We start from the raw sequence: 22,714 nt of genomic DNA, 5'->3' as shown, positions 1-22,714 counted from the left end.
GTACTCGGCTTGGACTGGCTAGAGCCATTGACGGTGGCGGTGATGTTCACCGTTTCGGCTTTCAGGTCGGTAAACGTCACGGTGGTTTGGCCGTTGCTGTCGGTTTTGGCTGAAGTGCCCACAACGGCGGTGCCATCCTGCGACCAGTCACAACCTGATCCGGCAGCGGGTTATTTTTTCCATCCACCACGGTGACCGTGGCTTGGTTGTTTGCCGTGCCGTTGGCGACTGCGCCGCTGGTGACGGTTAAATCATTGACTTTGGCGGTGCTGCTGTCGGCAATAAAGCTTGATGATACGGCCTTAGTATTGCCGTTATCCAACGTGGCAGTGAGTTGGGCTGTTTCCGCAACGGTATCGGTGAAGCCTATGGTTAACGAACCCTGAGCATCGGTCTGGAAGGTTTTTGCGGATTTAGCTTTAGCTTGCTGGGAGACACCAAAGTTCACCGTTGATTTATCTGCACTCAACGACACGTTGGCGTTGCTGACCGGGGTGCCATTATCGTCTTTGACGGTGATATTGACCGTATTTTCCGTAGTCCCGTTCGCCGTGCTGTTATCTTTGGTTATCACCATCGTGTCGATAATGTTGCTCGCTGAATTGGCAGCAAAGTGCCCTTGCTGCGAAGCGCTCTTCTCGCCCGATGTGACCGTCAGCGTGTAAACGCCGGCTGTCGTTGACGTAAAGCCGGTTGTCACCTGACCGCTGGCGTTAGTCATCGTCTGGGTATTTTTCAATAAAGCGGGTGCGTCGAGACCCCACGCAACTTTAGTATTGGCGATAGGATGATTATTGATATCTGTGATTGTCGCCAGTGCTTGGTTGGCTGTTTTCCCATCCGCCACGCTATTATCTTGGGTGATTTTCAGTGTGACGTTGCTGACGGTCGCTGCATTAAACTGACTATTTTGGGTGGCCGTAGCCACACCACTCTTGGCCGTGATTTGTACGGCTTCTGGCTGGGTGTTAGTGAAATTGACGGATGCCAGACCACTGTTATTGGTCACCGATGTGCTGGTCGCCAGTTTTGCCGTACCACTCGTTGACCAAACAATAGGAGCATTACGGACTGGCTGACCGTCTTTGTCTGCGGCAAACACCTGTGCCGTGTTCGGGGTCAAGCCATCAGAAGGACTGTTATCGACGATCACCTGTAAATTAAGATTACTTACGCTCTGTTGGTCTTTTTTCTGATATTGCAAAACAATCTGGTTATTACGCTCAACCAAATCGTAACGGCTACCGGCTAAGCTACGCTCAAGGCGCACGCTCTCTGGGTCAAGCTGATAGGCCAGTGGGCGACCCAGATCGTAGCGGAGGTTGATTTGAAACTGGGTATCATCCATTGAGTCTTGGCCACGTTTATAGTTAACGGCCAGTTGGACTAACGGAATGGGGGTATAGCTCACCCCTGTCGTTACGGCTGACGGGTTACTTTGCAGATGATCGGTATCGAACAGGGCGACTTTATCACCGTAGTATTGTTCGTACATCAGCTTAGCACCCAGCTGCGGGTAGGCTGGCAGGTAGCCTTCTGCACGCACGTCGTATCCATCTGCGGGCTTTTCATTGTAATCGTCAAAATCACGCGACTGATGCCAATCGGTGGTCCCAACATAGGTATTAGCGGAAAGTTTTAAATTGTTAGTCCATGCTTCAGCGCCAAATCCGACGCGGCGGTTTTTTCCCGTAAAGTCGTCGTCGAGAAATACGTTGCCGCCAAACATCCAGTTCTCAACATAAAAAGTACGCACCCCCATCCCCATATTTCCAGTAATACGACCATCAGGTGCGCGTAAACCTAATTGGGTAAAAAGCATGGATTTTTTGTTGTCATAAAGCGGGGCAAGAAAATCGATAGCACTATCATCCCAATTCCCATTGTCATCCACGTTGAGCTGAACACGCGCCGTACCAAATTGGCTTAGCCACTGTTGTGCAGAGGAAGAGGCATAGCCTGTTGCCGCGGATTTGGCGCTGTTGGCCACACCGTCAGCGCCATTAGATGAAAGTGAAGTGGCAAGACTTCCCATCGTGTCGGCGTAGGGTAAGATGGTGCTATCTTTTGTCGTCGAACTCGTATTTTGGTCAACGGCAAAAGGCGATAAATTAGTGCTACTTGTCGGTATACCCTGAGCTAGCGCGCTATGAGACACCATTGATACTAGAGGGAAAAGAACTTGTAATAGTATTTGTAGCCATGCAAAAAAACGAAATAGCGTGCTTTTCCTTGGAAAAATATCTTGCTTCATTATCGTGTTCCAAATAGTTTTTATGCGTTGTTTGTCAACTGTAGTTGCTAGTTAATGAATTGCTATAATTGAAAGAGATTCTTTTTTATAAGTATGAAAGTATTTGTAGGAAGCACTTGGCATTCACGTAATCAAGTAGCTGTGGCGTATGGTGAGCACCGAGCTTTCGCATGACGCTACGCTTATAGGTGCTGGCTGTTTTTCTATGTATTTCTGCGGTTTTGGCAAATTCATTTTGAGTTTGAGCCATTCTTAGGGCATTCAAAAAGCTTTTTTCTGTATACGTTAATAGCGGTTTGTGTTTGTTTTCAAAGGAAATAAGACCTTCTCTTCTCCCAAAGGGAACCTTAAGAATCGTTAACCATTCATGGAGTTTTGTTTTACTGCTTTGAACAAACAATCTACATCTTTCTCGAATAAAACGTGTTATGACTTCAATCGGCACCACATCAGAAATGACTAGAATAATGTCATCCGGTTTAAAACCATTAAATACCGAAAGCTTCATCAGACTTTCTGATGGTGATTTGTCATTAAATAATATAATATAATCAAGCATCGTTCCCACTAATCCAGCACTTATACCCGCCTCACCTTGAAGTTCTTTTTCTGTGGAAAATAAATAACGAACTGCGCTATTAAGATAAAAATCATCTGTATAAGAAATAATATTCATTGTCAGTTTCCAGTGTGCTGACGGCCAAAGAAAAATCTGTGGTTAGTTAATATCCGTGAATGACGTAATGAGAAGAACGTATGAGAAATCATTTCGCCATTTAATTGATTCCAAAAAATGATGGGATTTTTTTGCTCATGGGAAACGTAAGCAGCACTTAAAATTAAATTAGAACAATCTTACTTGTCCAAAATTGGGAACGATACCTTAAAGTTTATCTGATTTAGTAAAAATGTATGATTTGCCAATAAAATCAATGCAATTTTTTGCACTTTAGCTCAAGCACGCCAATAATTCCGTTGGTGTATTTTAATATATCAGAGCAAATATATTTCAATAAATAATAATTTATTTAAAAACACTCAATTCATGAATGCATTAATTGACATAATTATCGTCGAAAATATCATGACAGTAATTAACATCATAAGCTCCACGAACTTGCTGACAATAAACAGTTAAGTTGCGCGAGTTTTATAAACATCATTTGCATCTCAATACGCAGCGTAGATACCGATGACTTTCGCACAACATGGCTGATGTGTTCATTACGTGGAGCACTGACGCCGCCTCTACAGGCTAATATGGAGAGGAAAGCTTAAAACCAGCGAGAAGCGAGCCATTCCTATATTTGATCCGCTCGCAAGGTACATCAAGGCTAAATCAACGAGCTTATCGTTTGCTGCAAGCTATGATTATGTTCATGATACATAGAAAAAACACTAGCATGGCAAGCCGCTCACGCTCTACGGCACACTTTCGCCACTCATTTCATGATGAACGGGGGTAATATCGTTACACTACAATGCATACTCGGACACTCAACAGTTCAACAGACGATGACTTATGCGCATTTTGCTCCCGACTTCCCCCAAGATGCTGTAACATTGAACCCTATAAGTAGAATGTCCATAAATTGTCCATAATTGAGCGCTAAATAGCGCTATTTAGAGCGATATGAATAATATAACTGATTGTTTTGATGATAAAACCCCGGCAGCAGAGGGGGCTGAGATGCAGCTTAAAGGTCGCATCCACTCTTTCGAATCCTGTGGTACCGTAGACGGCCCAGGGATCCGCTTTATCACCTTCTTCCAAGGCTGCCTTATGCGCTGCCTGTATTGCCATAACCGAGATACTTGGGATACACATGGTGGTACTGAAATTACCGTTGAAGATTTAATGAAGGACGTGGTGACCTATCGTCACTTCATGAATGCTTCAGGTGGCGGCGTAACAGCTTCCGGCGGTGAAGCTATCCTTCAGGCCGAATTTGTACGCGACTGGTTCCGTGCCTGCAAAGAAGAAGGTATTCACACCTGTTTAGACACTAACGGCTTTGTACGCCGCTATGACCCAGTGATTGACGAACTGCTCGACGTTACCGATCTTGTCATGTTGGATCTCAAGCAGATGAACGATGATATTCACCAGAATCTGGTGGGGGTTTCAAATCATCGTACGCTGGAATTTGCCCGCTATTTGGCAAAGCGTAACCAGAAAACGTGGATCCGCTATGTTGTTGTCCCTGGCTGGTCAGACGATGATGCTTCTGCCCACTTGCTCGGTGACTTCACGAAAGACATGAAAAATGTTGAGAAAATTGAGCTATTGCCTTACCACGAATTAGGCAAGCATAAATGGGAAGCCATGGGTGAGGAATACAAATTAGGTGGTGTGAAACCACCAACTCACGAAATCATGGAACGCGTAAAAAATATTCTCGAAAGTTATGGGCATAAAGTCATTTATTAATGATTTATGTCTTTTGGGCTGGTAAAAATACCAGCCCAATTAATTATTCCGCCCGTGATAATTTCTTTAGGTTCCCAATCCAATTGCTTCCCAGCGCTCTTCATTTTGATATCCATTATTATTTACAACCTTCCCCGCTGAATACAAACACACAAAAATACGCATAATCCGCTTCGAAAGTCATTTTTTATGAATATTTAACATTCAGAGTTTTATACTACTTAATACGCGCCTAGCTAAATTATTTTCCTAATATTCATTACGGAATTTAAGTAATGTGATGAGATGGCGTGGATTATTAGACTTTCTTCTAAGCAGTGACTTCCCTGATTTGCCCCGATACACTGCCCATACACCCGCAAATGATAGGCTTTTAATTTCAGTCTATTGCGGAGTTGTGAATACTTTTTTTCATACTGACTTGTGCCTGCACATTGCTGCAAACACCAGAGGTGGATGAATCAAATAAACACTATGGATAGCCTTTATTTAATTTTTCAGGCGCCCCATTTACAGGTGCAATGTTACCGGAGGTTTTATGTCAATTGATGCAATTCTCGACCAACGCTGGCAGTACTGCCACCAGCCGCTGAGCTGGCGCCACGCGATCCATTTAGCCTGCCAACCGCTAATTAGCGAAAGCAAGGTGAATGCTAGCTACCCGCTGCATATCATCGATGCGCTTAAACAGGACAAACAGGATTTCGTGGTTAGCGAAGGTGTATTACTGGTGTTTGCCCAACCTGAAAACGGGGTAATCAGTAAACGTGGAGAAGCATCAGTGCTGAAGTGCGATAAACCGGTTGTGCTGCAAAATGGCAGTGAAGTTAGCCTGATTATCGTGCTCTCTGCGGGAACGCAAGCCGAGATGAACACTCTTCATCAGCAAATTGAAGGCTGGTTAGAGATGAATAACTGCCGTGAACACCTGATGCAGGCAACCAGCCAGAATATGCTAGGCTCTCGCATCCAAGCAGGAAGCCGCATGCACTAATTGCAGGCTTAAATGCAAATACAAAAAACGCCCGTCTCGGGCGTTTTTTTATGACTTTTTTATGAGCACTGAAAACTCATGCAGCAGGAAGTGCATGATGATGATCGGTCTTCTTCATCAACATAAGCAAATAGACCAACGCGATACCTGCAATCATCACAAACAGCACGTTATCAGAGTATTGCTGCATCAAGGCAGCAACCGTCGCGGGGCCTGCAAGGCTTCCAATGGTGTAGCTCATCAGCAAAGCCTGATTCATCGCGACCAATTCATGCGCTGCTGCGGTTTCACAAGCCCACGACATTGCCACCGGATACAGGGTAAACCCTGCACATCCCAGCGTAAATAAGGCTGGCACTATGCCGTAGTTACCCAGCATCGCCACGCTGCCGAGAATAACCAAACTCACCTGCACGCGCAGCACTGCCAAACGCCCAAAGCGATCGGCTAAACGGCCAACGGGCCACTGCCCCATGATGCCAGCGCTGACCAACAATGCCATCCAAAGCCCGACGTTCGCATCGCTCATGCCTTTATGGGCCAGATACAAAGGCAATAGACCATATAAAGAACCCAGCACCGCACCTGATATAATACAGCCATGGATACCTAAGCGCGCGCTACGACGACGTAACATCGCCCACATCGGCACTGAGGTATGCGCTTCTGGCCGCGTAAAGCGAGCAAACAGCAGCGGCAGCATAGCTAATACCATTAGCGACGTTACCCATGGTAACACCTGCAATACGGCGGTTGGCACAACGCCCAGCATCAACTGCCCCAGCACAGTGCCCAAATAGTAAACCGTCATATAAGCAGCCAGCAGTTGGCTACGATTAGCGTTCGTTCCACTACGCAGTAATGCGCTTTCAACAATCACCCACACCATTGCACAGCCAACACCGGCGAAGAAACGCAGGGCCAACCAGCTCCAGATATCGGTTGAAAAGCTCAGTGCAGCGGTCGAAATCGCAAAAATGGCACAGGCATAATGATAGCTTCGGTTAAATCCAGAGTGCATGATCACCGAACCAGCAACCAGCGTCCCGACCAGATTCCCCATAAAATACGAGGAACTCACCAGACCGACTTGCCAAGTCGGCAGTTGCTCATGGCTCAGCCACAATGGAACTAAAGTATTTAAAACCGCCATAGCAACGGTCAGCAGCAGGAGCCCGCAGAGCAATAAAAGCACTGGGCGAGAATATGAAAACATGTGAATTTAAAACCGAACCGCATTGAGAAGTGGCGGCATCATGCCACTGGTGAATTAAAAGTCAATCGCCCATAGATTAGACATAGCACGATTTGTTAATACGCAGGCGAACAAATTTATCTTTCTGACAAATTGGCTAATTTTGGACTTCCTGCCACCAGCAAAATATGCCCATGATAACAGGCTGTTTTACACTGGCCACAGCCGTCACAACAGGCCTCTTCAAAGTTTGGCTGATGGTATTCATCAAACTTAATTGCCTGTGAAGGACACGCGCGAACACATAAACGACAGTCGTCATTTCCCCGCCCAATGCAACCTTTGGCGACAACGGGCCTTAATGCCGTATCCGATGGAATTAATGAAGAGAGCGCCCCCGTTTTGCACGCCGCAGTACAATAGTTGCACTTAGCGGTATCACAGGATGAAAAATCAATCTGTACCGCCGCCGCACCCTCTTTTATTTCAACTAAGCCGTAGGGACATGCACCCACGCAGTCCTCACACGCGCTACATAATGCAAGAAAAAGACTTTCTGCTACCGCCTGCGGCGGGCGACCAACAGCCCGTTGCACCGTTTCTTGCGCAGCCTGCAACTGAGCTTGCTTGCCTGCCCCCAACAAACCACGGAAAAGCCCGCGTCGGCTAACGGTACGATGAGACATCCAAGCGCGGTAGTAGTCTTGATCCTTTTGCTCACTCATTAGCGATAAAGCTCACTCACGGCAGGCACAATCGCGAGCTGTTGCTGCCAAGCAGAGAGCGTTAACAACGCAAGCTCTGCTAGCCCTTGATAAAACGGATGCTGGGCATCTTGTATCATGAGAGTCAAATAGCGTGAGCTCCATGGCAAAAGGTGAACAGATAAAAACTCACCGAGCGCCTGAGGCTGTGTCTCAGCTAGCCATGCAGCCATCATCAACATTAAACCGAACTGATCTTCTGGCTCCTGTTGCTCACTTTGCCCTTCAATATGATGAAGACGCATCCACTGGCGTAGCGCCAGCGTTGAATCGCCAAAAAGAACGCTCTCTTTGTCCAGATAAACCGAGCCCCAAGGAGGAGCGGGTAAAGCATGCGGTCCGATAAATAAGCGTTGGTACGCATCTTCCAGAGGTTCATTCGTAGCAGTGGTCAGCAGAGCCACACATTGCTCTAACTGCTGTTCCGATCCATAGGGCCATTCACTGCGCCATTCGGACGAAGAGAGGATTTCCACCAGCGGCGTACAGGCTTCGCTTTCCGGAGGGTAGTAAAAAAGTGCGCCTAAGGAGCGGGCCGAAATGGCAATATCTTGAAGCTGTTGTGGTTGTAGCATGAGGATACCAAATCAATTTTATCGCGATGCGAATAACAATTCTAATAACATAGCAAATGCGAGCCGACAGATAGCGGGGCTCTATACGGAGCCCCGCTCAGCGACAACCGCATTTATCCTGCGATTGCCATGCCTACGGTCATATGCAAACCATAGAACATACCGCGACCAATCAGCTCACCGGCGACAACCAGCAAGAAAGCAATCACCAGCCATGCAACAGATGGCGCTCGGCCTTTAATCATTGGGCAAATCCAGCAGCCCAATCCAAGCACTAGCAGCGCCAAACGCCATGCCAGCAACGCCCCAAACGATGGAATAAGCGCGGAGGCCTGTTGAACTGAACTATGAATTTCAGCCAAACCAAAGCCTTGCATCGCCACAGAGGCAACGCTGATAAGCACCGCCAACCCGCTAATTACAGGCAAAATACGCATTGCACAACCGCACACACCGGCAGCTCTCAGCAGCAGGAAGCCGAGCAATGGCCCACCAATAAACATCGTTAGTACGAAGCCCAGCGTGGTGTAGCCGTTATGCCACGTAGGTACAGTATCAATCTGATATACACGACACATGGCGTAAACAAAGAACAGGCCTAACACCATGGTCACGGCAAGCCAAAGCTTACCTAGCGCCGCCGGCATTTTGTTTAACACCGCCAAAAGCCAGTAGATACCCCCCACGGCAAAGAACACCGAGCCGCTGGCAATTTCGTTACTCAGCGCGGATTCTCCGATGCGGTTAAGCGAATTGAACGCCCTCATTGGTGAACCCAAATGCATCACCGAGGCGATAAACGCTATTCCCATCAGCACCCAGAGAAAAAACATACTCAGATGAACGCGTCGCGTGCGATCGTTATCCAAACGCCCAGATATTAATGCCAGCGCCAGTACGATGAAACCACCGACAACACACTGCCCTAAGACCGTAAAAATCATTAACGGCCATTCATGCCATCCCATACCCATCTCAGACCTCCTTCGGATTTGCCAGATAACCGGTGGTATCTCCGACCGGGCGGCTGTTGGCGTTAGGTTTTAATACGATATTCGGCTTCGTAAAGTGCGCAGCAGGAAGCGGAGCAATTTCAGCTAAATCACCGTATTTGGCGCGCAGCTCATCAATGGGCGCTAAATCCAATGCACGCAGTGGGCAAGATTCAACGCAGATCGGTTTTTTGCCTGCTTCGACTCGCTCATAGCAGCCATCACACTTGGTCATATGCCCTTTCTCCTCATTGTATTGAGGAGCGCCATACGGACAGGCCATGTGGCAATAGCGACAACCGATGCACACTTCTTCGTTGACGACGACAAAGCCATCTTTCTCGCGCTTGTGCATCGCACCGCTTGGACACACTTTGGTACAAGCCGGATCGCTACAGTGGTTACACGAGATCGACAGGTAATAAGCAAACACGTTTTGGTGGTAAACACCGTTGTCCTCTTGCCAATCACCACCTGCATATTCATAAATGCGGCGGAAACTCACATCAGGCGTCAAATTTTTAAAATCTTTGCAGGCCAGCTCGCAGGTTTTGCAGCCGGTGCAACGACTAGAGTCGATATAAAAGCCGTATTGCGTTGTCATCAGCTACTCCTTATGCCTTGGTGACTTGAACAAGATTCGAATGCGACGGATTCCCTTTCGCCAACGGCGATGGGCGCTGAGTGGTCAACACGTTAATTGAGCCAGCATGATCGACACGGTTTGCGTCAGGGCTATACCATGCTCCCTCACCCAGCGCGACAACGCCCGGCATCATGCGAGGTGTCACCTTAGCATTGATGCGAACCTCACCGCGATCGTTGAAAATGCGCACGATATCACCGTTGGTAATACCGCGTTTTTTCGCATCCATCGGGTTAATCCACATCTCTTGACGACACGCAGCCTTCAGCAGATCAACGTTGCCATAGGTAGAATGCGCACGTGCTTTGTAGTGGAAACCCGTTAGCTGCAGTGGGAATTTCTCAACCAGCGGATCTTCATAGCTTTCAAAACCAGCGCTGTATATTGGCAGAGGATCGATAACATCATCCTTGGCTAATTCCCATGTCGCCGCCTTTTCAGCCAATTGCGCAGAGTAAATCTCGATTTTACCTGACGGTGTGGTTAACGGATTAGCCGCAGGATCTTCACGGAACGCTTTGTAGGCCACATGGTGCCCTTCAGGATCGCGCTGCTTGTAAATCCCCTGCTGACGAAACTCTTCAAACGACGGTAGGCCTGGCATAGCTTGCTGAGACTGTTTATATAGATGACGCAGCCACTCTTCCTGATTACGCCCTTCGGTAAACTGAGCCTCCACGCCCATGCGCTTGGCTAATTCACTGGTCATCTCGTAAATATTTTTGCATTCAAAACGTGGCTTAATCACCTGATCGGCAAAAATGACGTATGACATGTTGCCCGCTGATGCATCTAGGCAAAAATCCATCTGCTCTGATGCCGTGCAGTCCGGCAGTAAAATATCGGCATACTTCGCCGATGCGGTCATGTGGTTATCGATCACCACAATCATTTCGCACTGCTTATCATCTTGCAGAATTTCATGCGTACGGTTGATTTCAGAATGCTGGTTGACCAAGCAGTTACCTGCGTAGTTCCAGATCATTTTGATTGGCACATCCAGCTTTTCTTTACCGCGTACACCATCACGCGTCGCCGTCATTTCAGGGCCGCGTACGATGGCATCGGTCCATAAGAACATAGAAATACTGGTCTGAACGGGGTTTTCAAGCGTTGGCATACGCACGAAATCAAGATCGTAGGAGCCTTCGCGCGCGCCGCTATTTCCGCCGTTGATCCCAACGTTACCCGTTAGGATAGCCAGCATAGAAATAGCGCGTGAGGCTAATTCACCGTTTGAATGGCGCTGTGGCCCCCAGCCCTGTGAAATATAGGCAGGCTTTGCTGCACCGATTTCACGGCCAAGTTTAATAATTTTATCAGCTGGAATTCCGGTAATCGTTGAAGCCCATGCAGGCGTTTTAGCAATGCCGTCAGCGCCTTCGCCTAAGATGTAGGCTTTATAGTGGCCGTTGGCTGGCGCACCGGCAGGCATGGTTTTTTCGTCGTAGCCAACGCAGTATTTATCGAGGAATGGCTGATCAACTAAATCTTCTTTGATCATCACATAGGCTAGCGCCGAGGCCAACGCCGCATCGGTTCCCGGACGAATAGGTACCCACTCATCTTCACGACCGGCGCCCGTATCGTTATAGCGCGGATCGATAATGATCATACGCGCATCAGATTTCTGGCGAGCCTGTTCCAGATAGTAAGTCACCCCGCCGCCGCTCATTCGAGTTTCACCCGGGTTATTACCAAACAGCACGACCAGTTTGCTGTTTTCAATATCTGACGGGCTGTTACCATCGGCCCAACCGCCGTAGGTGTAATTTAGCCCTTCGGCTATTTGCGCCGTGCTGTAGTCGCCATAATGATTCAGGTAACCACCGCAGCAGTTCATCAGACGGGCTATCAGGGTTGATCCCGGTGGCCATGAGCGAGTCATGGTGCCACCCAGCGTCCCGGTGCCGTAGTTAAGATAGATAGCTTCATTGCCATAATCTTTGATGATGTGCTGCATACTCGCCGCGATGGTATCGAAGGCTTCTTCCCAGCTAATACGCTTGAATTTGCCTTCGCCACGCGCACCAACTCGCTTCATCGGATATTTCAAACGGTCAGCGTTATAAACACGACGGCGCATTGATCGCCCACGTAAACAGGCTCGAACCTGATGCAGGCCTTCGTAGTTGTCATCACCGGTATTATCGGTTTCAACATACTTAATTTCGCCATCGACAACATGCATGCGCAATGGGCAACGGCTGCCACAGTTTACGGTGCATGCACTCCAGATAACTTTTTCATTGGCGTTAGCAGATGCTGTGTTTGATTGGGCCACTGCCTTGCGGGCAAACGGCAAAGATAATCCGCCGCTTGCCGCAACTAAACCACCAATAGCACTGGATTTAACCAGTTTGCGGCGGCTTACCTGCGCAGACAATAAGCCTGTCTCTTTCGTATTTTTCATACAATACCCACTCAGTTTGCTTTCAAAATCAAAAATGTGACCACGAAAAGCACAGGCAAAAATCCGTGTTTTTCTTTAGTCAGCAAAAAAGAAAGTGGCCTATTACGTCATTGATCATCCAACGTGTGCTCAAAACACTAAGGAAAATAGTCAACTCGCAATTAATTAGAATGAAATGATATGGAATGGAAGGTCATTAAATATCAGCGTCCACTTTCTCAAATGGATAATACTTCTTTGGGAGTAACCCATATTGTTTGATGTCAATAAAGGCACGCGCAAGCAGGCCGCTAGCGGTTTATGTGATGGAATTAGCAACTTATCAAAATCAAAAACTTACGATTGAGAATAACTATCAGTCAACTTAAATGCTTTTAAACTGAATTAATACAACCGCAACAATATTAAAAATAGGATCTGAATTTATATTTGAGTTTATAAACGAAAAAAGCGCCCGTAGGCGCTTTTATTAAAAATATTGGGAGTTAACCAATATATTCTAAACCATTCATATACGGACGCAGAACTTCTGGCACCTGAATTCGACCATCAGCTTGCTGATAGTTTTCTAATACGGCAACCAGAGTACGACCCACCGCCAAACCAGAACCATTCAGTGTATGCACCAAACGCGGTTTTTTGTCGGTTTTATTACGACAGCGAGCCTGCATACGACGAGCCTGGAAGTCCCACATGTTTGAACATGAAGAGATTTCGCGGTAAGTGTTCTGCGCAGGAACCCAAACTTCCAGATCGTAGGTTTTGCTTGAGCCAAAGCCCATATCGCCGGTGCACAACAGCACTTTACGGTATGGCAGATTCAGCAGCTGCAGCACTTTCTCGGCGTGACCGGTCAGTTCTTCCAGAGCATCCATTGAATCTTCTGGACGAACAATCTGAACCAGCTCAACTTTATCAAACTGGTGCATACGAATCAGACCGCGTGTATCACGACCATAAGAGCCCGCTTCGGAACGGAAACATGGCGTATGTGCAGTCATTTTCAACGGCAGAGATTCTTCTTCCAGAATTTCGCCACGCACCAAGTTGGTGACTGGGACTTCTGCCGTTGGGATCAGCGCATAGCTGCTAGAATCGGCTTCTTCTTCCAGTGGACGTGTGTGGAACAGATCGCCGCCAAATTTAGGCAACTGACCAGTACCGTACAGCGTGTCATGGTTAACCAAATAAGGAACGTAGGTTTCGAGATAGCCATGCTGCTCGGTGTGCAGATCAAGCATGAACTGAGCCAATGCACGATGCATACGCGCCATTTGGCCTTTCATCACAACGAAACGCGCACCGGTCAATTTAACTGCGGCAGCAAAATCCAGCCCGCCAGTCATTTCGCCCAGAGTCACGTGATCGCGAACTTCGAAATCGTACGTACGAGGCTCGCCCCAGCGGCTAACTTCCAGATTGTCGTTTTCGTCTCTACCTACCGGCACAGAATCATCTGGCATGTTAGGAATGGACAACGCCAAATCGCGGATATCATTTAGCAACTGATCCAGCTCTGACTTGGCCGCATCCAGCTTTTCGCCCAATTCGTTGACTTCAAGACGCAGTGGCTCAATATCTTCCCCACGCGCTTTAGCCGCACCGATGGATTTGGATCGCGAGTTACGCTCTGCTTGCAGGCTTTCAGTTTCAACTTGCAGCACTTTGCGGCGTTCTTCCTGCTGACGCAAAGTGTCAACATCCAGTTTAAAGCCTCGACGAGCCAGCTTTTCGGCGACTGCGTCTAGCTCATTACGCAGTAGATTGGGATCTAGCATGCTAATCCTGTGATTATATTGAGGGAGTTTTAATGAGCAATACATTGAGCACAAGGCGCTCAATGTAAAGCGTATTTTATCAGGGATAACCTTACCGCAATGGGAATATTAGCGGTAGCGTTTTGTCGGGCTATTTTGATCCTGCTCAGCCAACCATGCCAGTTTTTCACCAATTTTGCCCTCTAAACCACGGTTAGTGGGCACATAATATCGGGTTTGTGACATTTCAGGCGGGAAGTACACTTCGCCCGCGGCGTAAGCATTAGTTTCATCATGCGCATAGCGATACTCAGCCCCCAGCCCCATTTCCTTCATGAGTTTGGTTGGCGCATTACGCAGATGATCGGGAACATCATAGTCAGGGCGCTCTTTGGCATCACGCACCGCGGCTTTAAACGCGGTATACACGGCATTACTTTTCGGCGCACAGGCCAAGTAGACAATGGCTTGCGCAATCGCACGTTCGCCCTCAGCAGGCCCGACACGGGTAAAGCAATCCCATGCTGAAATCGCGACCTGCATGCCGCGCGGATCGGCATTACCCACATCCTCGGAGGCAATCGCCAGCAAACGTCGTGCGACATAAAGCGGATCGCCACCGGCGGTGATAATGCGCGCATACCAATACAGCGCGGCATCCGGTGCTGAGCCGCGTACTGATTTATGCAATGCTGAAATCAGGTCGTAAAAGCGATCGCCTTTATTATCAAAGCGCGCGCTGCGTTCGCCTGAAACTTCCTTCAGCAGATTCGCGCTTAAAACACGCTGACCACTGGCGTCCACCTCCGCCATATCAGCCATCATTTCTAACGTATTTAGCGCGCGGCGGGCATCGCCCCCCACCAGCTCAGCGATCATGTCGCGCGTGTCATCAGGCAAAACAATATTTTGTCCGCCATATCCGCGCTCTTTATCGGCCATCGCCTGATTGAGCACTTCAACGATATCTTCGCTGGTTAGCGCCTTGAGCAAGTAAACTCTAGCCCGTGAAAGCAGCGCAGAATTAAGCTCAAATGAGGGGTTTTCCGTGGTAGCACCGATGAAAGTAATGGTGCCGTCTTCAATATGCGGAAGGAAAGCGTCTTGCTGGCTTTTGTTAAAACGATGGACTTCATCTACAAACAAAATGGTTCGACGGCCCGCATCACGGTTATTACGCGCTCGTTCAATCGCTTCACGGATCTCTTTGATCCCAGAAGTTACCGCCGAAATACGTTCAACGTCAGCATTGCCGTAGCGGCCAATCAGTTCAGCCAGCGTGGTTTTCCCTGTCCCTGGCGGCCCCCACAAAATCATTGAATGCAGATGTCCAGCCTCAATCGCTCGCGGCAGAGGCTTGCCCTCAGCCAGCAAATGGCGCTGTCCGATGTACTGCTTCAATGTTTCTGGCCGCATACGCGCGGCCAGTGGTTGAAATTCATTCTGCGAGAAGTCGAGGGACAGATTACTCACTGGCTTTTCCCATTAATCTATTTTGGCTATTGGCGTTGATCGTCCACCGTCACGCCTTTAGGCGGTGTGAACTGGAATTTGCTGGCATCAACAACGCCGCTTTGCTGGCTTTTCAGTTTATACGCGCTGCTTTGTCCGTCTTGTTCAACGGCGGTAAAGCCATTGATCGTACCCGTTGGCGATACGTTAATCGTAAATTTCTTCAGATTATTTTTCTGGCTTTTCGGGGTCAGATCAAACGTATCACCGGTTTGCTTCACATTATACTGGCTCCACTCTTTCGCATCGTTACGCGTAATCAGCATAAATGGCGTATTGCTGGTGGCGCTATCTAGCCAAGTCGCGGTTACCTGCTCCACAAACGGGTTATAGAACCACAGCGTTTTACCATCAGAAACTAAAACGCTCTCATCGGGGGAGGTCATATGCCAGTTGAACAAGTTAGGACGTTTTACCCAAAGCTCACCCTCGCCCTGCTGTACCGCAGCGCCATCGGCTGTTGTTACGGTTTGAGTAAAGCTTGAATGGAAACTATTGACCTTATTCAGACGACTCTGCAAGTCACTGCTTGGCGTCGCCAGCGCGGCGGTCGATGCAAAACCAGTCATTAAACAGCACGCTAATAACAGCTTTTTCATTATTTTCTATACCTTTTGTCGGTCATGGTTAGCTGTAAAAACAGATAACCTCGGCTGATTTTTATCATCTGGTCAGCGGCGCGTTCGCCGCTACACCACGCTTTATATTGAACAATATAATACGCTAACTTTAGCCAATAGACATGGAGTTATCATCGGTAACATTCTGAATGACGGTGATTTACACATCTTTTCGCTGGCAGACATTCGTACGTATTCACATCTCATCGATAAATAAAACGGGCGGTGAAATCACCGCCCGCAAACATGGCATCATGCAATGACGAAATTACATATCATGCGATGGCGGCGCTAATACCTCGCGGTTACCATTATTACCCGGTGAGCTCACGATCCCCTGAGCTTCCATCTGCTCAACGATACGCGCAGCGCGGTTGTAACCAATACGGAACTGGCGTTGAACGCCTGAAATTGACGCTCGGCGCTTATCAACCACGAAAGCAACGGCTTGGTCAAATAACGGATCGAGTTCTTCGTCGCTATCTAGCCCAAATCCACCTTCACCCTCTTCAGAAGCGCTCAAGATGCTATCGATATACTGTGGACGTCCACGCGCTTTCCAATCCTGAACCACCGCATGCACTTCCTCATCACGAACGAATGCGCCATGCACACGAACCGGCATTGACGAGTTAGGTGGCATATACAGCATATCCCCCATCCCCAGCAACGATTCCGCACCGCCTTGGTCCAGGATAGTACGGGAGTCGATTTTGCTCGAAACGGTAAACGCGATACGCGTCGGAATGTTCGCCTTAATCAAGCCGGTGATAACGTCAACCGATGGACGCTGAGTCGCCAGAACCAAATGGATACCCGCCGCACGCGCTTTTTGAGCTAAGCGTGCAATCAACTCTTCCACTTTTTTACCGACGGCCATCATCAGATCGGCAAACTCATCGACCAACACCACGATATAAGGCAGTTTTTCCAATACCGGCGGCGTCATATCCATGCTGTCACCCGGTTTCCAGAACGGATCTGGAATTGGACGTCCCATGGCAATCGCCTGCTCAACGCGTTCGTTGTAGCCAGCAAGGTTACGCACGCCTAATGCTGACATTAGCTTATAGCGACGCTCCATCTCACCCACACACCAACGCAGCGCATTAGCTGCATCTTTCATGTCGGTAACCACTTCGGTCAGCAAATGTGGGATCCCTTCGTAAACCGAAAGCTCCAGCATTTTAGGGTCAATCATGATGAAGCGAACTTCATCCGGCGTCGCCTTATACAGCATACTGAGGATCATGGCGTTCACGCCAACCGACTTACCGGAACCCGTGGTACCCGCCACCAACAGATGTGGCATTTTTGCCAGATCGGCAATCACAGGCTGACCAGCAATATCTTTACCCAGCACGATGGTCAGCGGAGAAGGGCTTTCGCGGAACTTAGTGCAGTCCAAAACCTCTCGCAGATAAACCGTTTGGCGATGCTTATTTGGCAACTCCAATCCTACATAAGGTTTACCCGGGATAACTTCGACCACACGCACCGCAACCGCAGACAGTGAACGAGCCAAGTCACGCGACAGGTTAGAGATTCGCGCAGCTTTAACGCCTGGTGCCAAATCTAACTCAAAGCGGGTGATCACCGGACCCGGAGAAATCCCGACAACTTCGGCTTTGACCCGATAATCAGCCAAACGTGATTCGACCAGATTCCCCACTTGCTCCAATGCAAACATATCAACCGGCTCGGAGTTAGCAGGAGGCTCGGTGAGCAGATCCAACGTTGGCAACGGCGTGGTTGGCTTTTCCAGCGGCTGCTCGTGACCACGCATCAAGAATGGATGAATCAAACCATCCATCGCTGGGTGCTGGCCTGCTGGCTGTTGGGTCACTGCTGGCTGCTGCACTGGGGCAGTTGGAGCTGCAAACTGTGGCGCAACAGGCTGCTGCACGCTCGGTGCTAGCTGGCTATATTGGCTATTATGCTGGCTATATTGAGATTGAGGCGCTTGCGGCACAGATGGCTGCTGCACCGGCGCAAAACGTGGATCTTGCTGACGCGAATCATACTGCACAGGTTGTTCTGGTTCATCATAACGACCAAACGGAACATCGTACGCATCATCGTCACGTGCAGCGCTCTCTTCCTGCTCAGGCGTAATAGTGAATAATGGCTCGGAAGGACCGTCATCCACTAAGTCTGAAACAGGAGTAAAGCTGAACGCATTATGATTGGAAGCCGCGGCTTCGCTCAATGCCTTCGCAGGTGAGAAGTCCATTAAGTCATTGCGAGAAGCGGTCACACCGCTTAATGCCGATGAATTCTCGTCTGCGGCAGGTTGTGGCTGGTAACGCTGCTGTTGCTGAGCAGAAAACTCGCTCTGCAACCGCGCCATTTCAGCAGCCTGTTCATCTTCGGCCTGATGCGCATACTGCTGCTCACCGTAGCGCTGCTGCTGTCGTTCGGCAAACGCCTGACGCAGTGCAAGGCTTTCCTCATCCATCGGCTGAGTAACGTTCTGTTCCGGCTCTGGAGACGCTTCAATTTGCTGGCGTTGGGCTTCCGCTTCTTTCTTCGCCTGCTCTTCAGCCATTCGCTGTGAAGGAAGTTTAATGCCTAAAGAGGCTAACTCACGGCGAGTTGGAATACGCACAGGATTTGGACGCGGCAGTTCAGGTCCAACGCCCTGTTTCACCTGTAAACTGCTGTCTTCGGTTGCGCTAAACGCAGGCATAAACATCGAGCCAGCGGCGGCTGCAGTTGATACGGTTGCAGGAACGACATCGTTACGCGAGGCCGCGCCAAACGGAACCGTATCCACAGATAAACCCGGATTAATGTATGGCGTTGCTGGCGATTCATCGTGTTCAAAATGCGAGGCGGAAAAATTCATCCCCGATGAAGACGAGCCCGCTTGTGGCGCAGGCGTTTCAGGCTCAAAACTGCCTAGACGTGGGCCTTCATCATCCCAAGCAGAGCGCGTTGGGCGCGATGAGTGATTAGCCACGTTAGACGGTCTATCTTCAGGTACTTCAAAAGAGTAAAGCGGAGGCATGCTCGGCTTAATTTCCGCGACAGGCTCTGGCTCTGAAGCGCTGAAAGTCATAGGCTGAGTTGCAGCAGAAACCACCGGCTGAGCGGCGGCAACCGCAGCGCCAACGGCAGATACCGCGGCGGTTGGGGCCATCGTCGGTGTAACCGCGGGCTGGGCCACATCATTTAGCGAACGTTCAGCCTCGTGCAACGGACGAAGTTTACCCAATAAAGGATCGTCGTCTTCAGCATCTACATCAGCAAAAGGCGCTTCAACAGGCTGTTTTACGGGTTTAGCCAAGAGAATATCGTCATCGTCTTCAACGGCGGAGGTATTAAGCAGCACATCATCTGCGCCCTCGCCTGCTGAACGTTCACGCTCAGCAGCAACGACTTCTCGGCTATCATCTTCGTAGTCGTAGTCATCCTCCCGATCGCGGCGTGAACGATTGCTCATAAACGTCATGCCACCGAGAAGAACACCGCCGATTTTTTCGGCAATCGTCAGCCAAGACCAGCCGGTAAATAACGTCAGCCCTACCGCCCAAACACCCAACAGAAGCAGTGTTCCGCCAACGCTACCCAACAAAGGAATAACGCCGTTGGCGAGAAGGCTACCAATCACGCCGCCGGAGGCGAAATAGTAAAGATCGTCGACGTTCAGCGATGCTAAGCCACACGATGCCAGCACCAATGCCAACATACCGATAAGCTTGAGCGAAATAGAGAAATAATCGACATAGCCGCTGTCGTCGCGTTTGCGATAGGCAAACCAGCACAAAACGATGATGACGGGAGGAATGGCATAACCCATCACTCCGAAAACGAAGAATAAGGTATCAGCCAGCCATGCTCCTGCGCCGCCGCCGATATTATTGATTGGTTCGTGCCATGCCGTTTGCGACCAGCTCGGATCCGAGGGGTCAAAGCTCAGCAACGAAACCATAAGATAAATAGAAAACAACGCTACTACGATGAGTAACGCCTCGTATAACCGACGTCCACTGCTCATTCGTTTGAGAGTAACGTCCTTCTCTTCTGTGTATTCCTGGCTCAAGAAAGGCTCTCCAGGTTCCTGTTTTTCACCATAGCACTATTATTGCCTATTGCCGCTTTAGAACAACGCATTGCCACGTAATTTTTTATTTCAGTAAGACTCATACCAATAACAACGCCGAGAGAGTCTGCCCTCGGCGTTGAAACTGTATAGATACACAGGAGTGTAACCAAATTAATCAGGTTTTGCACCTGCTACCGTTATCGTGTCTTGATAACCAAGCGATTGCTCTGTTTGACTTCTTCCATAACCACATAGGTACGGGTGTCATTAACGCCAGGTAGGCGTAACAGGGTTTCACCAAGCAATTTACGATAAGCGGACATGTCAGGCACACGTGTTTTCAACAGATAGTCGAAATCACCTGAAACCAGATGACACTCCTGAATTTCTTCCAGTTTCTGAACAGCCGTATTGAACTGTTCAAACACGTCTGGCGCTCCGCGATTTAAGGTAATTTCTACAAATACCAGTAGGGATGCATCCAGATAGTGCGGGTTCAACAACGCAGTGTAACCTTGAATAAAACCTTGACGTTCAAGGCGACGCACACGTTCTAAACATGGAGTTGGTGATAAACCAACTCGCTTTGAAAGCTCAACGTTCGAAATTCGTCCATCCTTCTGCAACTCATTCAGGATGTTACGGTCGATACGGTCGAGATCTTTACCGGGGCGCTTTTTATTGTCTGCCATCTTATTGTCTCTCTTATATCCTTCCCTGCTCGCCATCCCCTCAACAAGTTCAATTTGTTAAGGATTTGTCCCAAACGAAAACCCCATGCCTGCAGTCAATCAGCAATTCCCATTGCTCATGATGACGAAAACAACCGGATAAATCCGCTGAAGATAAGTTTCAACTTCATCTGTTTCCGCCGATTGCGCTTAATTCACATGCGAGGGCTCGCATAATTGCTTTGCTCTGATTTCAAATCAATGCACATTGAGGTTATATCGCAAGACCACGATCCCTAGCGCCACTCATTGAAGCCAATCTAAGCACTACACATTTCTTTTCGTATACACGGTATTTCTTATATCAGGAGAAGAAAGCGTTGTTTTAGGTCAATAGGCTATTTGTTGCCTTCAAGCAGATAAAAATTCTGCTAAATGCCTTTCAAGCCACAAAAACCAAAGACAAGTTCTTCCCTACATCCATGTTTTCGCAAATGCACAGGCGATTGTCAAAGCAAAAGAAGCAAAATCAGACGAACATGCCAACTATTCTAAAGAAGGCTTTCGAGACAACAACAAAATAAACCGTCAAAACAGACGAATAAGCGTCGCCGAGAAGCGCTATTAGGGGGCTTTCTCGGCAAGAATGTTATCGGAATAGGTTTAAAAAAAAATTATCTGCTGCCATGATTATTACTAATCGATAGCTAGCTACTATCAAACAAATTGATAACATTTTTTTTGCACACTTTTTTTCAGGCGCTAACTTCCCTACAATCGAGCTATTGTCCGGTAAAATTGGAAAAGAGGAATTCATGGGCACAGTCAAACACAGCAAACTCCTGATCTTGGGTTCAGGCCCTGCGGGATATACCGCGGCGGTCTACGCGGCACGCGCTAACTTGAACCCGGTATTAATTACCGGCGTTGAAAAAGGCGGTCAGCTCACCACCACGACAGAAGTCGAAAACTGGCCAGGCGATCCAGAAGGGCTTACCGGTCCTCTGCTGATGGAACGTATGAACGAACATGCGGCCAAATTTAATACCGAGATTATCTTTGACCACATTCAGCGTGTCGATTTACAAAGCCGTCCATTCCGCCTGTTTGGCGATTCTCAGGAATACACCTGCGACGCTCTGATTATTGCAACCGGCGCTTCCGCGCAGTATCTCGGCCTGCCTTCTGAAGAAGAGTTCAAAGGCCGCGGCGTATCTGCCTGCGCGACCTGCGATGGTTTCTTCTATCGCCAACAAGAAGTCGCGGTGATCGGCGGCGGCAATACCGCAGTTGAAGAAGCGCTTTATTTGTCTAATATCGCTTCCAAGGTTCACTTGATACACCGTCGTGATACTTTCCGCGCCGAAAAAATCTTGATTGGACGCATGATGGATAAAGTGGAAAGCGGCAACATCGTGCTGCACACCAACCGCACGCTTGATGAAGTTCAAGGCGATGCAATGGGTGTAAACGGATTACGTTTAAAAGCTACCGACAGCGATACCGTTGAAGAGCTGAGCGTGACGGGCTTGTTTGTGGCTATCGGGCACAAACCAAACACGGCGATTTTTGAAGGTCAGCTCGCACTGGAAAACGGCTACATCAAAGTGCAGTCTGGCCTGAGCGGCAACGCGACCCAAACCAGCATTCCCGGCGTTTTCGCCGCGGGTGACGTTATGGACCATATCTATCGTCAAGCCATTACCTCGGCGGGCACCGGCTGTATGGCTGCGCTTGATGCTGAGCGTTATTTGGATGGGCTGTCTGCCGCCAATCAATAAATTGACTCCGGTTCAAATCATAAGGGCTGCTTCGGTAGCCCTTATTTACTGGTAACCTCCC

Annotated in this window: 18 protein-coding genes; 4 read left to right on the top strand and 14 right to left on the bottom strand. The window is 48.7% G+C overall.

All coding sequences use genetic code 11. The features are described from left to right. From BN1044_RS23925 to BN1044_RS13745, 3 genes are all read right to left on the bottom strand, one after another. The coding region (locus BN1044_RS23925; RefSeq protein ID WP_254663933.1) for an Ig-like domain-containing protein at positions 1-122 on the bottom strand (122 nt) is incomplete at its 3' end. Continuing rightward, positions 77-2,254 (bottom strand): inverse autotransporter beta domain-containing protein, encoded by a 2,178-nt coding sequence (locus BN1044_RS13750; protein WP_254663932.1) that lies wholly within the window; start codon positions 2,252-2,254, stop codon positions 77-79. The genes BN1044_RS13750 and BN1044_RS23925, both read right to left, overlap by 46 nt. An 85-nt stretch (positions 2,255-2,339) precedes the next feature. Then, the gene (locus BN1044_RS13745; RefSeq protein WP_072309184.1) at positions 2,340-2,930 is read right to left on the bottom strand and encodes a helix-turn-helix transcriptional regulator; all 591 of its coding nucleotides are present in this window, start codon (positions 2,928-2,930) and stop codon (positions 2,340-2,342) included. A gap of 773 nt (positions 2,931-3,703) precedes the next feature. On the opposite strand from BN1044_RS13745, the gene BN1044_RS23395 reads away from it, so the two are divergent. From BN1044_RS23395 to BN1044_RS13730, 3 genes are all read left to right on the top strand, one after another. After that, positions 3,704-3,856 (top strand): hypothetical protein, encoded by a 153-nt coding sequence (locus BN1044_RS23395; RefSeq protein WP_438830566.1) that lies wholly within the window; start codon positions 3,704-3,706, stop codon positions 3,854-3,856. Positions 3,857-3,944: 88 nt separating this feature from the next. Continuing rightward, entirely contained in the window at positions 3,945-4,685 is a 741-nt protein-coding gene (gene pflA / locus BN1044_RS13735) for a pyruvate formate lyase 1-activating protein (RefSeq protein ID WP_168780343.1), read from the top strand. Positions 4,686-5,223: 538 nt separating this feature from the next. After that, entirely contained in the window at positions 5,224-5,679 is a 456-nt protein-coding gene (locus tag BN1044_RS13730; protein ID WP_043492328.1) for a PTS sugar transporter subunit IIA, read from the top strand. A gap of 76 nt (positions 5,680-5,755) precedes the next feature. On the opposite strand, the gene BN1044_RS13725 is transcribed toward BN1044_RS13730, so the two are convergent. From BN1044_RS13725 to lrp, 11 genes are all read right to left on the bottom strand, one after another. Continuing rightward, entirely contained in the window at positions 5,756-6,895 is a 1,140-nt protein-coding gene (locus tag BN1044_RS13725; protein WP_072309182.1) for an MFS transporter, read from the bottom strand. Positions 6,896-7,011: 116 nt separating this feature from the next. Continuing rightward, on the bottom strand, positions 7,012-7,599 hold the full coding sequence (locus BN1044_RS13720; RefSeq protein WP_072309181.1) for a 4Fe-4S dicluster domain-containing protein: 588 nt from the start codon (positions 7,597-7,599) through the stop codon (positions 7,012-7,014). Continuing rightward, positions 7,599-8,213 (bottom strand): Tat proofreading chaperone DmsD, encoded by a 615-nt coding sequence (dmsD, locus tag BN1044_RS13715; protein ID WP_072309180.1) that lies wholly within the window; start codon positions 8,211-8,213, stop codon positions 7,599-7,601. The genes BN1044_RS13720 and dmsD overlap by 1 nt, the downstream gene beginning before the upstream one ends. A 113-nt stretch (positions 8,214-8,326) precedes the next feature. Continuing rightward, positions 8,327-9,187, bottom strand: a complete 861-nt coding sequence (locus BN1044_RS13710) for a dimethyl sulfoxide reductase anchor subunit family protein (protein ID WP_072309179.1) — start codon at positions 9,185-9,187, stop codon at positions 8,327-8,329. 1 nt (position 9,188) lies between these two features. Then, positions 9,189-9,809 (bottom strand): DMSO/selenate family reductase complex B subunit, encoded by a 621-nt coding sequence (locus tag BN1044_RS13705; RefSeq protein ID WP_072309178.1) that lies wholly within the window; start codon positions 9,807-9,809, stop codon positions 9,189-9,191. A gap of 10 nt (positions 9,810-9,819) precedes the next feature. Beyond that, positions 9,820-12,264: a dimethylsulfoxide reductase subunit A gene (dmsA, locus tag BN1044_RS13700; RefSeq protein WP_072309177.1), complete on the bottom strand. Its 2,445-nt coding sequence runs from the start codon at positions 12,262-12,264 to the stop codon at positions 9,820-9,822. A gap of 485 nt (positions 12,265-12,749) precedes the next feature. Continuing rightward, positions 12,750-14,042: a serine--tRNA ligase gene (gene serS / locus BN1044_RS13695; protein ID WP_025800951.1), complete on the bottom strand. Its 1,293-nt coding sequence runs from the start codon at positions 14,040-14,042 to the stop codon at positions 12,750-12,752. 108 nt (positions 14,043-14,150) lie between these two features. Next, a complete protein-coding gene (locus BN1044_RS13690) occupies positions 14,151-15,494 on the bottom strand; it encodes a replication-associated recombination protein A (RefSeq protein WP_072309176.1) in 1,344 nt (447 codons plus the stop codon). Positions 15,495-15,520: 26 nt separating this feature from the next. Next, on the bottom strand, positions 15,521-16,132 hold the full coding sequence (gene lolA, locus BN1044_RS13685; RefSeq protein WP_072309175.1) for an outer membrane lipoprotein periplasmic chaperone LolA: 612 nt from the start codon (positions 16,130-16,132) through the stop codon (positions 15,521-15,523). 289 nt (positions 16,133-16,421) lie between these two features. Continuing rightward, positions 16,422-20,198: a DNA translocase FtsK 4TM domain-containing protein gene (locus BN1044_RS13680; RefSeq protein WP_072309174.1), complete on the bottom strand. Its 3,777-nt coding sequence runs from the start codon at positions 20,196-20,198 to the stop codon at positions 16,422-16,424. Between the two features lie 200 nt (positions 20,199-20,398). Then, the gene (gene lrp, locus BN1044_RS13675) at positions 20,399-20,893 is read right to left on the bottom strand and encodes a leucine-responsive transcriptional regulator Lrp (protein WP_008812989.1); all 495 of its coding nucleotides are present in this window, start codon (positions 20,891-20,893) and stop codon (positions 20,399-20,401) included. 794 nt (positions 20,894-21,687) lie between these two features. On the opposite strand from lrp, the gene trxB reads away from it, so the two are divergent. Further along, entirely contained in the window at positions 21,688-22,653 is a 966-nt protein-coding gene (trxB, locus tag BN1044_RS13670) for a thioredoxin-disulfide reductase (RefSeq protein ID WP_072309173.1), read from the top strand. Positions 22,654-22,714 lie beyond the last annotated feature (61 nt).

Source organism: Hafnia alvei, from assembly GCF_900095695.1.
Taxonomy (GTDB): domain Bacteria; phylum Pseudomonadota; class Gammaproteobacteria; order Enterobacterales; family Enterobacteriaceae; genus Hafnia; species Hafnia alvei_B.
This window is presented reverse-complemented; position numbering and strand designations above follow the sequence as displayed.

Excerpts from the sequence above, each read along its gene's own strand:
- BN1044_RS13705 (WP_072309178.1), bottom strand. The coding sequence starts at position 9,809 with ATGACAACGCAATACGGCTTTTATATCGACTCTAGTCGTTGCACCGGC.
- BN1044_RS13710 (WP_072309179.1), bottom strand. The coding sequence starts at position 9,187 with ATGGGTATGGGATGGCATGAATGGCCGTTAATGATTTTTACGGTCTTA.
- dmsD (WP_072309180.1), bottom strand. The coding sequence starts at position 8,213 with ATGCTACAACCACAACAGCTTCAAGATATTGCCATTTCGGCCCGCTCC.
- lolA (WP_072309175.1), bottom strand. The coding sequence starts at position 16,132 with ATGAAAAAGCTGTTATTAGCGTGCTGTTTAATGACTGGTTTTGCATCG.
- BN1044_RS13730 (WP_043492328.1), top strand. The coding sequence starts at position 5,224 with ATGTCAATTGATGCAATTCTCGACCAACGCTGGCAGTACTGCCACCAG.
- BN1044_RS23395 (WP_438830566.1), top strand. The coding sequence starts at position 3,704 with ATGATGAACGGGGGTAATATCGTTACACTACAATGCATACTCGGACAC.
- dmsA (WP_072309177.1), bottom strand. The coding sequence starts at position 12,264 with ATGAAAAATACGAAAGAGACAGGCTTATTGTCTGCGCAGGTAAGCCGC.
- pflA (WP_168780343.1), top strand. The coding sequence starts at position 3,945 with ATGCAGCTTAAAGGTCGCATCCACTCTTTCGAATCCTGTGGTACCGTA.
- trxB (WP_072309173.1), top strand. The coding sequence starts at position 21,688 with ATGGGCACAGTCAAACACAGCAAACTCCTGATCTTGGGTTCAGGCCCT.
- BN1044_RS13745 (WP_072309184.1), bottom strand. The coding sequence starts at position 2,930 with ATGAATATTATTTCTTATACAGATGATTTTTATCTTAATAGCGCAGTT.
- lrp (WP_008812989.1), bottom strand. The coding sequence starts at position 20,893 with ATGGCAGACAATAAAAAGCGCCCCGGTAAAGATCTCGACCGTATCGAC.
- BN1044_RS13750 (WP_254663932.1), bottom strand. The coding sequence starts at position 2,254 with ATGAAGCAAGATATTTTTCCAAGGAAAAGCACGCTATTTCGTTTTTTT.
- serS (WP_025800951.1), bottom strand. The coding sequence starts at position 14,042 with ATGCTAGATCCCAATCTACTGCGTAATGAGCTAGACGCAGTCGCCGAA.
- BN1044_RS13725 (WP_072309182.1), bottom strand. The coding sequence starts at position 6,895 with ATGTTTTCATATTCTCGCCCAGTGCTTTTATTGCTCTGCGGGCTCCTG.
- BN1044_RS13720 (WP_072309181.1), bottom strand. The coding sequence starts at position 7,599 with ATGAGTGAGCAAAAGGATCAAGACTACTACCGCGCTTGGATGTCTCAT.